The sequence below is a fragment of the Gammaproteobacteria bacterium genome (assembly GCA_028817225.1).
Lineage (GTDB): Bacteria > Pseudomonadota > Gammaproteobacteria > Poriferisulfidales > Oxydemutatoraceae > Oxydemutator.
This window is the reverse complement of the sequence record JAPPQC010000026.1, coordinates 1-15,928: the sequence shown is the minus strand read 5'-3', so window position 1 is coordinate 15,928 and position 15,928 is coordinate 1. Positions and strand designations below refer to the sequence as shown.

Below are 15,928 nucleotides of genomic sequence, written 5' to 3'. Positions count from 1 at the left end.
GGAGAAACGACCATGTCCATACTGTTAGACGACAAAACCCGCGTCATCGTGCAGGGCTTCACCGGCAAGATCGGCACCTTCCACGCCAAGGAGATGATGGAATACGGCACCCGCATCGTCGGCGGCGTGACGCCCGGCAAGGGCGGCGCCGACCACCTCGGCAAGCCCGTCTTCAACACCGTCAAGGACGCGGTGCGCGAGACCGGCGCCGAGGCCAGCGTGCTGTTCGTGCCCGCCGCCGCCGCCGCCGACTCCATCATGGAGGCCGCCGACGGCGGCATTCGCTACTGCGTCGCCATCACCGACGGCATCCCGGCGCTCGACATGATGCGCGTCAAGCGCTTCATGCGCCGCTACCGCCGCGAGAAGAAAATGGTGCTGACCGGCCCCAACTGCGCCGGCACCATCAGCCCCGGCAAGGCGATGCTCGGCATCATGCCCGGCCACATCTACAAGGCCGGCAACATCGGCGTCGTCGCCCGCTCCGGCACGCTCGGCTACGAGGCCGCGTCGCAGATGCAGGCCGCTGGCATCGGCATCTCCACCAGCGTCGGCATCGGCGGCGACCCCATCAACGGCAGTTCGCACCGCGACATCCTCGAGATGTTCGAGACCGACCTTGAAACCCGCGCGGTGATGATGATCGGCGAAATCGGCGGCCCGCAGGAAGCCGAGGCCGCCGAATACATCCGCAGTTACATGACCAAGCCGGTGGTCGCCTATGTGGCCGGGCTGACGGCGCCGAAGGGGCGGCGCATGGGCCACGCCGGCGCCATCGTCTCCGGCAAGGGCGAGAGCGCCGCCGAGAAGACCGAAATACTGAAAAACGCCGGCGTCGTCATCGCGCCGAACCCGTCGGAACTGGGCGCGACGATGGCCAAAGTGCTGAAAGACCGCAAATAAAAGCAAGAGGAAACCGCCATGAGCAAAACACCGACCGTCATTGTCACGCGGCGCTGGCCGTCCGTCGTAGAGGACGAACTGCGCGAGATGTGCAACGATGTGCGCCTCAACGAGGAAGACCGCCCGATGTCGCGCGGCGAATTGCAGGACGCGCTGCGCAGCGCCGACTGCGTGCTGCCGACGGTGACCGACCCGATGGACGCCGAGACGCTCGGCGCCGACGGCATCCGCTGCCAATTTCTCGGCAACTTCGGCGTCGGCTTCAACCACATTGACCTTGACGCCGCCAAGAAGGCCGGCATTCGCGTAACCAACACGCCCGAAGTGCTGACCGACTGCACCGCCGACATCGCCATGATACTGATGCTGACGGCGGCGCGGCGCATCGGCGAGGGCGAGCGCCATGTCCGCGCCAATGCGTGGAGCGGCTGGCGCCCGACGCACATGCTCGGCACGAAGGTCACCGGCAAGACGCTGGGGCTGGTCGGCTTCGGGCGCATCGCCTGCGCCGTCGCGCGCCGCGCGCACTTCGGCTTCGGCATGAAGATACTGTTCCACGACCCGTTCGAGCCGCCGGAAAAGGCCGTGCGCGAAGTCGGCGCCACTTCGTACCCGACGCTTGAAGAGATGATACCGGACGCCGACTTCCTGTCGCTGCACTGCCCCGGCGGCGACAAGACCCGCCACCTGATGAACCGCGAGCGCATCGCGCTGATGAAGCCCGGCTCGTTCCTGATCAACACCGCGCGCGGCGATGTCATTGACAACCAGGCGCTGATTGAGGCGCTGAAAAAAGGCGTCATCGCCGGCGCCGGCCTGGATGTCTTTGAAGGCGAGCCGAACCTTGACCCGGGCTTTCTGGAACTGGAAAACGCCGTGCTGCTGCCGCACCTCGGCAGCGCGTCGCGCGAGACGCGGATTGCGATGGGGCGGCGCGTGCTGAAAAACCTGCGCGCGTGGCTGGACGGCGGCGACCTGCCCGACCGCGTCGCCTGACTCAGTCAAACAGACGCGAGCGGATGATGTTGTCGTCGCGTCCCGGGCCGACTGACAGCAGCGAGACCGGCACGCCGACGCGCTCCTCTATCCATTCCACATAGCCGCGCACGGCGCGCGGCAAATCCTCGTAGCGGCGCACGCCGCCGATGCGTTCGTTCCAGCCCTCCAGTTCGGCGTATTCCGGCTCGCAGTCGCCGGGGACGCCGCCGCCCGCGCCGTCGCGCATGCCCCCGCGCCTGTTCTTGTAGCCGGTGCAAACGCGCAGCGTGCCGATGCCCTCCAGCACATCCAGTTTGGTCAGGCACAGCGTGTCCACGCCGTTCAAGTCGGCGGCGTAGCGCAGCGCGACGCTGTCGAGCCAGCCGCAGCGCCGCGGCCTGCCGGTGGTGGCGCCGACCTCGCCGCCGCGCTCGGCCAGGCGCCGCCCGGTGTCGTCGTCCAGTTCGGTCGGAAACGGCCCGTTGCCGACGCGCGTCGTGTAGGCCTTGACGACGCCGGCGACGCGCCCCAGATGGCGCGCGGCGAAACCCGCGCCGCAGGCGATGTTGCCGGCGGCGGTGTTGGACGAGGTCACAAACGGCCAGGTGCCGTGGTCAATATCCAGCAGCGCGCCCTGCGCGCCCTCAAACAGGATGTTGGCGCCGGCGCGGCGCAGTTCGGCGAGGCGTTCGTGCACCGGGCGCATCATCTGCATCAGCGCGTCGCGGTGCGACAGGATGAAGTCAAGGTCGGCGCGCCAGTCCCAGGCTTCGGCGCGGTAATAGCGTTGCAGCAGAAAGTTGTGGTACTCCGCCAGCGCTTGCAGTTTGCCGGCGAAGCCGTCGGCGTCGGCGACATCGGACAGCCGCAGCGCGCGCCGCGCCGCCTTGTCTTCGTAGGCCGGGCCGATGCCCTTGCCGGTCGTGCCGATGGCGCCGCCGCCGCGCGCGGCCTCGCGCGCGATGTCAAGCAGCCGGTGGCCTTCAAGCAGCAGCGGGCACGCGCCCGACAACCGCAGCCGCGCGGCGACTTCGCCGCCGCCGCCGCCGAACGACCCAATCTCGTCAAACAGCGCGCGCGGCGACAGCACGACGCCGTTGCCTATCAGACACTCCACACCGGGCCTGACCGCGCCCGACGGCAGCAGGTGCAGTATCTTCGTCTCGCCGTTGACGACGATGGTGTGACCGGCGTTGTGCCCGCCCTGAAAACGAACGACGGCGTCGGCGTCGGCGGTCAGGCAATCCACTATCTTGCCCTTGCCCTCGTCGCCCCACTGCAAGCCGATGACGGCGGCGGCTGTCATCTAAACGCCGCCGTCATGATGGTTCCGTGACCACCCATTTGCCGCCGTCGCGCACCAGCGCGCGCGCGCCGGCGGCGGGCGCGGCGGCGTCAAATTGCACCGCGACGCGCTCGCCGGCGGCGCGCAGCGACGCGATCTTTTCATGCAGCGCCGGGTCGTCGTCGGGCGGCGCGCAGATGGGCGCCGCCGGCGTCTGCGCCGACGCCGACGCCGACGCCGCGTCGTCGCCGAGCGCGGCCAGCAGTTTCAGGTCGCTGCTGAAACCCACGGCGGGCCGCGCCTTGCCGAACGATTCGCCGACATTGTTGTAGCGCCCGCCGCGCGCGATTTCCTGGCCGATGGACGGCACATATCCGGCAAACACCAAACCCGTCTCATAGTGGTAGCCCGGCAGTTCGGCGAGATTGCAATGCAGTTGAATGCCGGGGCAACTGCGCGCCAGCGCGTCGGCGACGCTTTGCAGTTCGTCCAGCGCATCGCCCACCTGCGGCACCGCGCCGGCGAAGCGCCTGCGCGCCTCTTCCAGCACATCGGCGCCGCCGTAGAGGTCGGCGAGCGAGACAAACCAGTCTATCTGGCCGCGCGCCACGCCCTGCTCGCGCAGGTAGGCCTCGATCTCATGGGCGGCCTTCGTGTTCAGCAGGTCCAGCAGGCGCTCGCTGGGCGCAGGCGCCAGCCCGGCGGCCTGCGCGAAACCGCGGCAGATGCCGACATGCCCAAGCCCCAGGTGCACGCCGCCGACGCCGGCGGCTTCCAGCGCCGCCAGCATCAGGCGAATCACCTCAATGCTGCTGCCGACGCCCTCGTGGCCGTAAATCTCGGCGCCGAATTGCAGCGGCGAGCGCGACCCGGAAACGCCCTCGCAGCGCGCCTTCAGCACCTGGCCGGCGTAGCAAAGGCGGTTGATGCCGTGCGGGTGCAGCATGTGGGCGTCCATGCGCGCCACCTGCGGCGTCATGTCGGCGCGGATGCCGAGCATGCGCCCGCTCGACTGGTCGGTCAGTTTGAAGACCTGAAGGTTCAGTTCGTCGTCGGCGTCGGCCAGCAGCGATTCCAGGTACTCAATCAGCGGCGTGATGACCAGTTCATAGCCCCACGCATCAAACAAATCAAGAACGCGCCGCCGCAGGGCCTCGATGCGCCGCGCCTCGCCCGGCAGCGCCTGCTCGACGCCGTCCGGCAAAAGCCATCGGTTTGCACTGGAATCCCGGCCTGCCATCGCCCGCCTGCGGTTTCGTCAACGAGCGGAGTTCAGTATCCGGCGATATAGATCAGCAGCGCGCCGCCCGCCAGCGCGATGAAGCCGAACAGCCGCAGCCGGAAGTTGCTGAGACTCTCGGTCACCCTCGCGGCGACGCGCGATTTTTCGGGGCTGACAAACGGCAGGATGCCTTCAATGATCATCACCAGGCCGAGGGCGACGAACAGGTCCGACCATCTCATCCGGCTGTCACCCGCTGCAAGCGACGGCGGCTTCAGTTGCCGCCCTGCTGGCCGAAATAATTGAAGAATTCTGAATCCGGCTCAAGCACCAGCGTGTCGGTGCCGCCGAAGGCGCCCTCGTAGGCGTTGATGCTGCGCAGGAATGCGTAAAACTCCGGGTCCTGGCTGTAGGCTTCGGCGTAGGTCGCCGCCGATTCGGCGTCGCCGTCGCCGCGTATCTTCTCGGCGTCGCGGTACGCCTTGGCGACAATCTCGGTGCGCTCGCGGTCGGCCTTGGCGCGGATGCGCTCGGCCTCCTCCATGCCGCGCGCGCGGAAGTCGCGCGCCACGCGGTTGCGCTCGGCGCGCATCCGCGAATACACCGCGCCGCTGACATCGTCGGGCAGGTCAATGCGGCTGACGCGCACATCCACGACCTCGATGCCCAGTTCCTCGGCCAGCGCGTTGGCCTTGCCGCGCAGGATGTTCATGATCTCGCTGCGCTCGCCGGAAACCGCCTGCTGTATCGTGCGCTTGCCGAACTCGTTTCGCAGGCCGTCCTTCATGATCTGCGACAGCCTGCTCTGCGCGTTGCGCTCGTCGCCGCGCGTGGCGCGGTAATACTGCGAGACATCGCGGATTCTCCATTTGGCGAAGAAGTCCACCGTGACATTCTTCTTCTCGACCGTCAGAAAACTCTCCGGCCTCGCGTTCAGCGTCAGGATGCGCGCGTCAAAGACCTCGGCGTTGTTGATCAGCGGGTACTTGAAGTGCAGCCCCGGCTTGATGTCGGACTCGACAATCTCGCCGAGACGGAACAGCAGCGCCTTCTCGCGCTCGTCCACGATGTAGGTCGAGAAATAGACGACGACCGCGAGCAGGCCGGCGACGGTCAGCGCGATTCTACCGGGCATTGCGCCCCTCCCGCGCGCCGCGTATGGCCTGGCGCACCTGCGACGAAAGATTGTCGCGCGCCGACGACGACGCGCCGTCGGACGGCGACGCGCCGCCCTGCGCGCCCGGCGCCGCCGGCGCCGCATCGCCGCCCTTCATCAGGCGGTCGAGCGGCAGATAGAAGATGTTGTTGCCGCCCTCGACATCCACCATCACCTTGTTGCTGCGCGACAGCACCGACTGCATCGCCTGCAAATAGAGGCGCTTGCGCGTCACCTGCGGCGCCTTGCGGTATTCCCCGTGCAGTTTCAGAAAGCGCTGCGCCTCGCCCTCGGAATTGGCGATGACCTTCTCGCGGTAGGCGGTCGCCTCCTGCATCATGCGCGCCGCCTCGCCGCGCGCCTGCGGGATGATGCCGTTGGAATAGGTCTCGGCCTCGTTGATAAAGCGTATCTCGTCTTCGCGCGCCTTGATGGCGTCGGCGAACGCGCCCTGCACCGCCTCCGGCGGCTGCGACTGCTGCAAATTGACCGTCACCACCTCCAGGCCGGATTCGTAGTCGTCCAGCACCTGCTGCATCAACTGCTTGATCATCGCGGCGATTTCGGCGCGCCCCTCGCCGAGGATGAAGTCCATGCGGCTCTTGCCGACGACCTCGCGCAGCGCGCTTTCCATCACCTGAAACAGCGTGCCGACGGACTGGTCGCGGAAGTCCTCGGCGACATCGGGCAGGCGCACATGAAACAGGTAATCGGAGGCGCTCTTGATGCGGTACTGCACCGCCAGTTCAACCTCGACGATGTTCTCGTCCTGCGTCAGCATGTGCGACTGGTTCTGCGCCGAGCGGATGCGGTCCACATCCACCTCCTCGACCGTCTCGATCGGGTACGGAATGTGCCAGTGCGGGCCGGGCAGCGTTGTCGTGCTGTAGGCGCCGAAGCGCAGTTCAACGCCGCGCTGCCCCTCGCTGACGATGTAGATGCCGGAGAAAAGCCACACCGCGACAATCAGCCCGATGACCAGCCCGATATTCATCGAGCCGAAGCGCCCGCCGCCGCCGCCGCCGCGCCCGCCGAAGCCGCCGAACAGTTTTCGGAAGAGGTCGAACAAATCGGGCGGGCCGCGGTCGTCCGCTTTCCACGGGTCGCGCTCGCCGTTTGACTGGTTCCAAGGCATTGTATTCTCGGTCGTCAGGCCCGGAAAAACCGGGCTTGAGGGGGGATTATACCAGTTACCGGGGCCGCTGTCTCAACCGCGCCCGGCGGGGGTTCCGCCCGGTCAGCCGCCCTGCTGCCTTGCCAGTTGTTTCAACACCTCGTCCGCCGCCGCCGCCGACGACGCCGGGTTCTGCCCGGTTACCAGATTGCCTTCAACGGCGACGCACACCTGCCAATCGGCGGCCTTCGTGTAGCGCCCGCCGAGCCGCCTCAATTCGTCCTCCACCAGAAACGGCACCGCGTCGGTCAGCCCCGCCGCATCCTCTTCGGTGTTGGAAAAGCCGGTAACGGCGCAGCCGCGCACCAGCGGCGAACCGTCGGGCGTGGTGGCGCGCAGCAGCACGCACGGCCCGTGGCAGACGGCGGCCACCGGCTTGCCGTCGCGGTGCATCGCCTCAATCAGCGCAACCGAGTCGGCGTCGCCGGCCAGATCCCACAGCGGCCCGTGGCCGCCCGGATAAAACACGGCGTCGTAGTCGCCGGCGTTGATGTCCGCCAGTTTCAGCGTCGCCGCCAGCGCCGCGCACGCGGCGTTGTCGGCCTTGAAGCGGACAATGGCGTCGGTCTGCATGTCGGGCGCGTCGCTTTTCGGGTCCTGCGGCGGCGCACCGCCCGCAGGCGAGGCCAGCGCGACTTCGGCGCCGGCATCGGTAAACACATAATAAGGCGCCGCCAGTTCCTCAAGCCAGAACCCGGTCTTGTCGCCGGTGTCTCCCAGCCGGTCGTGCGATGTCAGCACCATCAGTATCTTCATGTCGGCATTCCGGCGGCGGCGTGGCGTTCAGGTGCGGCGGCGGCGGAGCAGGGTCAGCGCGGCGAGGGCCAGCAGGGCCAGCAGGCCCGCCGGGTCAAAGGCGCCGCCGTGGCTGCGGGTGCCGCCGGCGGCGGCGGCGCCGCCGCGGATGAGGCGGACGGGGTCCTGAATAACGCCGTTGCGGACGCCGTCGTCGTCGTTGGCGCCGCCGTCCACGATGTACAGCAGCAGGCAAGTCCCTCTGCCGGGGCCGAAGGTGTAGGCGCCGCCGCCGGCGTCGGGGCAGCGTCCGTCTTCGGCGTTGATGTCGCCGATGTATTGTGCGAAGCCGTAGTCGCCATCCGCCGCGTCGCGGCTGAATTCGCGGGTTCCGGCGGGCGCCGTGCCGCCGGTGCCGTCAGCGGTGCCGCCCTCCTTGACCGGGCGCAGGTTTGAACCTGCGGTGGCGTCAAGGAAGTCGCGGGACAGCGGGATGATAACGCCCGCGCGACCGCCGGTGATGCCGCCGCCTTCCGCCGGTTCCGGCTCAACGCCGCGAATCTCAAAGTCGTACGACACTTCCTGCTGGCCGTCGGCGTTGCTGAGGAAGCGCGACGCGGCAAAGTCGGCGTAGCGCAGTTCGTCTTCTTCATTGGCTGCCACCGCCGCCGCCACTTCTGCGGCGCGGCGTTGCAAGCGCTCGCGCGTCGCCGGGCCGATGTGCAGTTCATGCTGCGGCGACACCGCGCGGATGTGATGGCCGCGCAGCATGCCCTCGGTGCGCGTCGCCGTGCTGACGCCGGCGTCGGCCACCGCCACCGGCAGCAGCGCCGCGCCGCCGTAACTGCGGCGCGCCTCGTCGTCGGTCGTTACCGCGTCAAACCAGTCGTAAAGGTCGGCGATGCCGTCGTTGTCGGCATCGTTGGCCAGCGCCAGCGGGCTGGCCGCCGCCACCACCGGATACACCCAGGTCGCCGTCGTCGCGCCGCCGCCGGCGTTGCGCGCTTCCATCGCAATCGCCACCGTCGCCGTTGAAGCCGAAGCCGCGCCCGACGGCACATTGAACGACACGCTCGCGACATTGTCCGCAACACTCACCGACGGCGCGTTCGCACCCGTCAGCACGCCCGCGGCGTCGCGCGCCGTTACCGTCGCGCCGTCGCCGAGGTTGGCGACGCGCACATCCAGCCGGTAATTGGAAACGCCCGCCACCAGCACCGCGACCACATCGCCGCCGCGCACCAGCGCCGCGCGCCCGAACACCGGCGCCACCTGCGCCGCGCCCACATTGTCCACCCGCGTCCGCGTTACCACGCCAAGCGAATAACTGGCCGCCGACAAACCGCCAAAGCCATCGCCCGCGCGCCACAGCAAATCGGTGTTGGCCACCGCCGCCGAAGTCGTCATGCCGGCAATCTCCCAGGTCGCCGACACGCTCGTCATCGTCGCAAAACGCGCACCGCCGGACGCCGCCGCAACCCGCAGCACATCCGCGCCGGCTGAACTCCTGAACTCAATCACCAGACTGTCATCACCGGCGCCGTCATGCGACGCCGCCACTGTCGCCGCCTGCGTGGTGTTGGCATACACCCGCGCCGCATCCATCCGCACTTCCGGCACGCGCCGCACCACCTGCTCCGGCAGGTTGCTGACCGTGCCGGTGTCCACCGCCCACAGCCCGGCGGCGTTCAGCGCAAGCCAGCCCACGCGGTGATCAACACCGGCGCGCACATTCTCCCAATCCACCGGCTCGCAGCCGCCCTGCGCCGGCGGCAGCCGGAACTGCGCCGGGAACCGGCGTTCGCAGCCGTAGCGCCGCGCGTTCATGTCAAACTGCGGATACATGCCCTCAAACCCGAAGGTGTCGGACAGATACCACGCCGACAGCCGCGCTCCCGGCGGCGTCGCGCGCACGCCTAAGTGCGCCGCCGCGCCATTGGCGCGCACGCCCGAATAGGCGAAGTGCGCCGGACTGTCGCGCCCGACGGTTACCGTCGGCAAACCGGCCACGCCGCCCGCTGTCAGCGGGTTCTCGCCGGCGGCGATTTCCGCCGCATCCGGCAGGCCGTCGCCGTCAAAGTCCTCATCGCCGTTGATGCTGCGTGTAACCACCACCGTCTGCGCCGTCAACTGGTTGCGCCCGGTAATCAACGGCGCGGTGTCAAAAATGCCGGCTGCGGGCGCGCCCGGATAGTCATAGAACACAAACACATTGCCGCCGTCTTCGGTCAGCGGCGCGGCCAGCGTCAGCGCAATGCCGCGCGGCGGTTGGTAAGCGGCGCCCACGCCCGCCGCCGCCGCCGATGCCTGCGCCATGTCGGCGCCGCGCCCGACGCTGAAGCCTTGCAGCGCGGTGCCGCGCGGCAGCGACGCCGCCGTGTCGGTAACCGCGACCATGATGTCTTCATCCGCCGCCAGCCAGATGGCGCGCTGTCCGGGCAGCCACGGCAGCGCCTCCAGCGTCGGCGGCAGGCGGTCCACGCCGCTGATCAAGCCGTCAGCCGCCTCCGGCCCCAGGTGGTAGCGCGGCGGGCCGGGGTCGGAGGAATCCAGTTGCAGCATAAACTGCTCGTCCTCCTCGCTTTCGTCGGTGTCGCCGAACAGCGCCACCCGTATCACCGGCGCAAGATTGTCCGGCTCAATCACAACCGACGACGACGGCAGACTCATGGAAGTACCGTCGCCGAAGTCGTCCGCCATCGCCGCGTTCGTCAGCACATTGGTCGCGGTAACGCTCCACGCCACGCGCACCGCCCCGGTCAGGCGCCCGCCCGTCAGCCTCAGCGGGAACACCGCCTCGGTTCCCTCCGGCGCGGGCCGCGCCGCCACCGCGGTGATGGTCGTCGGGTCGCTCGCCGGTATCGTCAGCGTGCGCGTCGTCATATCTTCCAGCACCTCGTTTTCATCGCCGTCGCGCGACGCCCGCACCGACACCTCCAGCGTCTCGTCGCCCTCGTTCAGGTCGTCGTCGCGTATCGTCAAAGTCACGGTCTGCGTGCCGAGGCCGGTCAGCACCTGCGTGCGCACGCCGCCCTCAACATCGGCGGCGTCATCCGGAACGATGCGCGCCGACAGCGCCGCGCCGGCCACTGGCCGCCCCGTCAGCACCATCGTCAGCGTAACCGCCGTGCCCTCGGCGGCGCGCTGCGTGTCCATGCTCCAGGCCAGGAAGTTGGCGGCGGCCTCGCTGCCGGCGATGACAAAGCGCGCCTCGGCGGCGCCGTCGCGCGCCGGGTCGGGCGCCAGCGTCGCGCTGCCGGCGGCCAGCGTTACCAGCACCATTTCATCGTCTTCCTCGCGCCCGTCGCGCGCGACGGCAATCTCCACCTCGGCCCGCGTGCTGTCGGCGGCCAGCGTCACCACGCCGCTGTCGGCGGCCAGGTCGGGGTGCTGCAAAGTGTTCAGACGGCGCGGGCCGCGCACCGATGTGTTGGTCTGGTCGGCGATGACGGCGCGCCAGGTCAGCGTCGTCGCCGCCGCCAGCGTGCCGCCGCCGAGCGTAACCGCCAGCCGCGCGGTCTCGCCTTCGGCGACGCTGCCGTCGGCGTCTTCCACGGCAAAGAAGGTGCGGTCGCTGGCGGCGATGATGAACTGCGCGGCGTCGGTCGCCGTCGTCGCGCGGAACGCGCCGGCGGCGGCCAGCGTCGCGCCGCGTTCAACGCGCACCGTCTCGTCGCCCTCGCTCAAATCGTCTTCGCTGACGGTCAGCACAATCGTGGCGGTGGTCTCGCCGGGCGCGAACACCAGCGTGGCGCTCGTCGCCGCCGCCGACAGGCCGGTCGGCGTTGTGATGTTGAAGTCGCGCGCATCCACGCCGCCGCCGGTTACAACGAACGCCGCCGTTACAACGCCGCTCGGCTCGGCGTCGGTCAGCATCGCGGTAATGCTCACCTGCGCGGCGCCGCTTTCGGGCACCGTCAGCGCCGGCGCGATGCCGATGATGTGGGTGGCGGTGGTGGCGCGGAACGCGATGCCGAGATGGTCGTCGTCAACCAGCGTCACCGTCTGCGGCGGCGCAATCAGGGTGCCGCCGTCGGCAGCCGGGTCGTCCACCGACAGGCGCACGCGGAAGGTCTCCGCGCCCTCGTTCAGGTTGTCGCCGGCGATGCTGAAAGCAGCCGACTGCGTTGAATTGCCCGCCGTCACCGTAACCGCGCCGGTAACCGCGCCGAAGTCGCTGTCGCTCGTCGTGATGTGCTCAAACCGCCAGTGCACCGCGGTGTCGGTCGTGAACGCATCGGCGCTGTCGCCAAGGTCCACCAGGAAAGACCGCGCCGCCGACGCATCCGTCTCGGTCGTCGCGCGAATGCCGGCCACGCCCAAAGTCCGCCGCGCCGCCGTGTTCTGCGCGATCCGCACCGTCGCCATGCCGGTCGTCACGATGGCGCCGACGCTGTCGGGCGTTGCCGCCGCGCCCAATGCCGCCACCGCCGTTTCGGTCGTCTCCGTTTCGGCGTCCACAATCACCGCCAGTTCCACGCTCGCCATCGTCTCGCCCGCCGCCAGTTCAAACACGCCGTCCAGCGCCGCGTCGGCGGCGAAATCGGCGGCGGTCGCGCCCGCCGTCTGCGCCGGCGACACCGTGTACGGCACCGACACCGCCGCCGCCGCGGCGCGGTCGAGCGCCAGCGTCAGCGTCGCCGCGCCGTTCTCTTCCACCGTCTGCACCGGCGGCGTCAGCACGGCGGTGATGTCATCGTCGTCGGCCAGCACCGCGGCGGCCTCGGCTTCGGCGTATTCAAACGCGCCGGCAATCCGCACCTCGCCAAGCGACGCCAGCAGCGTGCGCGGCGCCTCGTTGCGGTCGTTGTCCACGGCGGTAACCACCAGCGTCGCGCTGGTGATGCCGTCCTGCGCCGGCGCCAGTTCCAGCCTGTCCGCCGACGCCTCAAAGTCGCCGCGCAGCGCGCCGCTGACCAGCACCGCAACCGTCGCCGTCGTCGCCAACCGGAAGCCGGGGCCGCCGTCGGCGCGCACGCGGAACAGCGCCGTGCGCGTTCCGGTCGAGACGCCCGCAGGCCCTTCAACAAAGCCGTCGTCGTCGGCGCGCTCAATCGAGATGCGCGCCGGGTCGTTGTCGTGCAGCGTCACCGTCGTCGCCGTCGTCGTGCCGCCGCCGCCGACGATGTAACCGGCGGCGGACGCCGACGCCGGCAGCGGCAGCACCATCTCCAGCGCCTCCGGCGGCTCGTTGACGGCGTCATCCAGCGTCGGCAGCGTCACAATCAATGTTCCGGTGCCGACGCTGTCGGCCTCGGCGAACACGGCGGTGCCGGTCAGTATCGTCGCCGCGGCGCCGGTCGAGACAAAGCCGCGCACATCGCCGAACGCAAACCCGTCGCCGTCCTGCGCCCCGGCCAGCGACGCGCCGGCGCCGTCGGCAAGGTCGGCCAGTTCAACGCCGGTGCGCCCGCCGTCTGAAACGGCGCGCACTTCCCACGCCACCGACACCTCCGCCGTCGTCGCGCGCGCCAGCGAAATGCTGAACGAAATGTCGCCGCCCTCGCGCACATCGGGGCTGCGCGCCGCGACGCTTGCGCGCGTAGTGGTGATGGCGGATGGCGGCATGGCCGGCTCCGGCGCCGACTGCGCGACGGTGAATTCGCCGGGCACGCCGGCGTAGCCTTCAATCGCGTCGGCAACGCCGGTGTGGTCAACGCCGGTCGGCAGCCGCGTCGTCACCACCTGGCCGCCGACGGTCAGCGTCGCCGGCACATCGCTCCAGATGTCGGGCGGCGCGGCGGTGGCCGGCATCGGCGTCAGCGACACGCTGAATGTGCGCGTCGTCGCGGCGGCCATCGGCGTCAGCGTGAAGGTCCGGTCGGCGTCGTCTTCTCCCCGCGCGAAGGTAACGGTGCCCGCCGCCGGGCTGAAGAGGCCGGCGGCGTCGCCGCCGACCTGCCACCGCACCGCCGTGTCGGTAACCGGCGCCGGGCCGCCCCACAAGGCGGTGAAGGTGCTGGCCTCGCCCGGCGTCAGCGTCGCCGGGCCGTCCAGCAGCACCTGCCGGATCGGGTCGCTGGCGGCGATAACGCCTTCGGCAAACTGCCCCGCGCCCGCCAGCGCCGGGCCGTCGGTAACCGGTTCGCCGAGCACCACGCGGAAAGACTGCTCGCCTTCGGTAACGGCGTCGTTGCGCGGCGTGATGTCAATGCCGCGCTGAATCTCAATCGGGCCGCCTTCAATGAAGGCCATCCGGCGGCCTCCCTCGGCCCTGAAGTTATACCGAAACTGCCTGTTCGGGAATGTCAGCGTGCCGCCGCTGATCTCGGGCCTGACATTGTTGTTAAACTGGCCGACAGCGCCGCCCGCAAGGCCCTCAGGGAAAGTAACAAAGCCCGCGGCGCGCTCAAACTGCTCGTCGGCGTCGGCGATGCCTTCAATGTGCCACGGCACCGTAACCGGCGACGACAGCGTCGTCCCGTAATACGACACGGTGAACCGCCGCGACGCGCCCTCCACCAGTCGCCCGCCGCTGTAATGGCTGTGCAGCAGTTCCAGATACTGGCCGGTAACGGCGTTGGCGTCGCCTTTGGCCGCGCCGGTAACGCGGTTCGGGTTCGGGTGAGTATCGCCGCCGAGGCGCGCAATCAGGAAACCGGCCTGCGGCGCCGACGGCGTCGTCCTGGAAAACGCGACCAGCCGCGACACCGGCGAGTGGAACGACGACGGCTCGGCGCCGACGCAGCCGGTGCCGCCTTCTTCGACGCCGATGTCGCCTTCGCCGCAGTTGATCAAGCGGGTCGGCTCGATGTTGATGGCGACTTCATTGTTAAAGAATTCACCTCTCGGCCCCTGCCCGGCCTCAAATGCCTCCCTCGCCGGATCCTGCACGACGCGGAAGTATTTTGTCGCGCACAGGCCGCTGTCGGCGAGCACGATGTCCGCCGCCCTGACAGTCACCTGTATGCCGCCATCGGTGACTGTGTTCTCGGAGGTTTGCGGGGGATCCCCGGGCACAACCTCTGTCTGGAAAGTCGGGAAAGCGCCGCCGAAGTCCGCAGGCGTGGCAATCTGGCATTCGCGCGTTACCGGCCCGCCCAACGCCGCCGCTTCCACGCGGTAGAAGAATCCGAAATTGACAATTCTATAGGCGTTGTCGTCGGACCGCCGTATCTCCGGATTTTGATCCCGGTTCCAGTTGTAGCCGGTTCGTCTGTCCAGGAGGATGCGCGACGGCCCGTCAATGTAGCCGATGTTGGATATCCCGATAATCGTAACGGCGGCGTTGGAGCGCCGGCTGCCGCCGGCGTCCTCCAGGTGCAGCGCGAACGCCTCGTCGGTTTCCCCGCCCTGCTCTATTTCAACGCCGTCGGAATCCAACGCCTCGCCGTCAGCACCTCGAAAAAAGGTGCTGCTATCATACCGCGCCTTGACCCTGAAAGACACGCGGTCGCCGTAGCGAACCGGCGCGTTGAAGACGATGCTGCGCATCGTCGAGGACAGCGGCTGCTGGAAGATCACATCGGCATCCTCGCGTGCGGCCTCGGACTCCATCAGCGTGCAGCCGATGAACTCGGCGCTTGAGCCTCTGTTCATGCACAGGCGCCGCCTCATGCCTGCGGCGCCGTTGAAGACGACCGTCATCGTTACCGCCTCGGCGGACGGCGCGCCGGTCCACACCGCCGTCCACTCGCCGGTTTCGCTTTCAATCAGTTCGCGCGGCCCGGTCAGCGCGATGCTGCCGTCGCCCGCCTCAAACACCGGCAGCGGCGGCAGCATCTCGCCGGCGGCGCCGGCAAAAATCGTCGCCACGGCGGCCTCTCCCCGCGCCGGCCCGGGCAGGCCGGCGGCGACGGTGTCCACGCGCAATTCAAACGACTCGCGCCCCTCGGCCTCGCCGTCCACGCGCAGATGAACCGCCACGCCTTTGGCAATCTCGCCCGGCGCGAACTCCAGCCAGCCCGAGAGCGCGCCGCCCGGCTCGGTGATGCCCGATGTCGTGCCATCGCCGGCGGCGAAATCATCCGCCGATGCCGGCGCCGTCATGCCGGCCTGCGTCAGCGCCGCAACCCCGGCGATGCGCCACGGCACCCGCACGGTGTCGTAGCCGCCCGGAATCCGGACGCTGAACAGCATCGTCTCGCCCTCGCGGTAGCCGTCGCTTGAATGCGGCTGCATGGACGGCAGCGCGGACACATGCACGCTGCCGGGCGCATCGGCGGCGATGACGGCGGTGATGGGGCCGGCGGCGCCCGCCGGGCTGTCGGCGCGGACGCTGAAGGTTTCCATCGGCTCGTTGATGTTGTCGTCCAGCACGGTTACGACAAAGGTGAGCTGCGGCGCGGCGGCGGTCAGCGACACATCGTCGGGGATGGCTGTCACGATGTAGTCGCCGCCTTCGGCGATGGCGAAGGCGGCGTCGACGACACTGCTAAATATGGCGGCGTCGGTGTCATCACCGACTGTGCGGGTAACCCGCATCGCGCCGCCGGCGGCAAGGCCGCTTGCCGTCAGCGTGAAGGTCGCCGTCGC

9 protein-coding genes are annotated in these 15,928 nt (G+C 69.0%); 2 read left to right on the top strand and 7 right to left on the bottom strand.

Features of this window, described 5'->3' with window-relative positions:
- Nucleotides 1-12: 12 nt before the first annotated feature.
- Together sucD and OXU50_03300 are read left to right on the top strand one after the other, a co-directional pair.
- On the top strand, nt 13-903 hold the full coding sequence (gene sucD, locus OXU50_03305) for a succinate--CoA ligase subunit alpha (GenBank protein ID MDD9868911.1): 891 nt from the start codon (nt 13-15) through the stop codon (nt 901-903).
- Nucleotides 904-921: 18 nt separating this feature from the next.
- Entirely contained in the window at nt 922-1,899 is a 978-nt protein-coding gene (locus tag OXU50_03300) for a D-glycerate dehydrogenase (GenBank protein ID MDD9868910.1), read from the top strand.
- Between the two features lies 1 nt (nt 1,900).
- Here OXU50_03300 and OXU50_03295 read toward each other — a convergent pair whose 3' ends face one another.
- The 7 genes from OXU50_03295 to OXU50_03265 all read right to left on the bottom strand — a co-directional run bounded on the left by OXU50_03295 (nt 1,901) and on the right by OXU50_03265 (nt 15,877).
- On the bottom strand, nt 1,901-3,187 hold the full coding sequence (locus OXU50_03295) for an adenylosuccinate synthase (GenBank protein ID MDD9868909.1): 1,287 nt from the start codon (nt 3,185-3,187) through the stop codon (nt 1,901-1,903).
- Between the two features lie 13 nt (nt 3,188-3,200).
- Nucleotides 3,201-4,406, bottom strand: coding sequence for an ATP phosphoribosyltransferase regulatory subunit (locus OXU50_03290; GenBank protein MDD9868908.1), 1,206 nt, complete (start codon nt 4,404-4,406; stop codon nt 3,201-3,203).
- Nucleotides 4,407-4,438: 32 nt separating this feature from the next.
- On the bottom strand, nt 4,439-4,630 hold the full coding sequence (locus OXU50_03285) for a DUF2065 domain-containing protein (GenBank protein ID MDD9868907.1): 192 nt from the start codon (nt 4,628-4,630) through the stop codon (nt 4,439-4,441).
- Between the two features lie 32 nt (nt 4,631-4,662).
- Nucleotides 4,663-5,523: a protease modulator HflC gene (gene hflC / locus OXU50_03280; protein MDD9868906.1), complete on the bottom strand. Its 861-nt coding sequence runs from the start codon at nt 5,521-5,523 to the stop codon at nt 4,663-4,665.
- The gene (gene hflK / locus OXU50_03275; GenBank protein MDD9868905.1) at nt 5,513-6,679 is read right to left on the bottom strand and encodes an FtsH protease activity modulator HflK; all 1,167 of its coding nucleotides are present in this window, start codon (nt 6,677-6,679) and stop codon (nt 5,513-5,515) included. Before hflK ends, hflC begins: the two co-directional genes overlap by 11 nt.
- A gap of 102 nt (nt 6,680-6,781) precedes the next feature.
- On the bottom strand, nt 6,782-7,474 hold the full coding sequence (locus OXU50_03270; GenBank protein MDD9868904.1) for a type 1 glutamine amidotransferase domain-containing protein: 693 nt from the start codon (nt 7,472-7,474) through the stop codon (nt 6,782-6,784).
- Between the two features lie 27 nt (nt 7,475-7,501).
- Nucleotides 7,502-15,877, bottom strand: a complete 8,376-nt coding sequence (locus OXU50_03265; GenBank protein ID MDD9868903.1) for a hypothetical protein — start codon at nt 15,875-15,877, stop codon at nt 7,502-7,504.
- Nucleotides 15,878-15,928 lie beyond the last annotated feature (51 nt).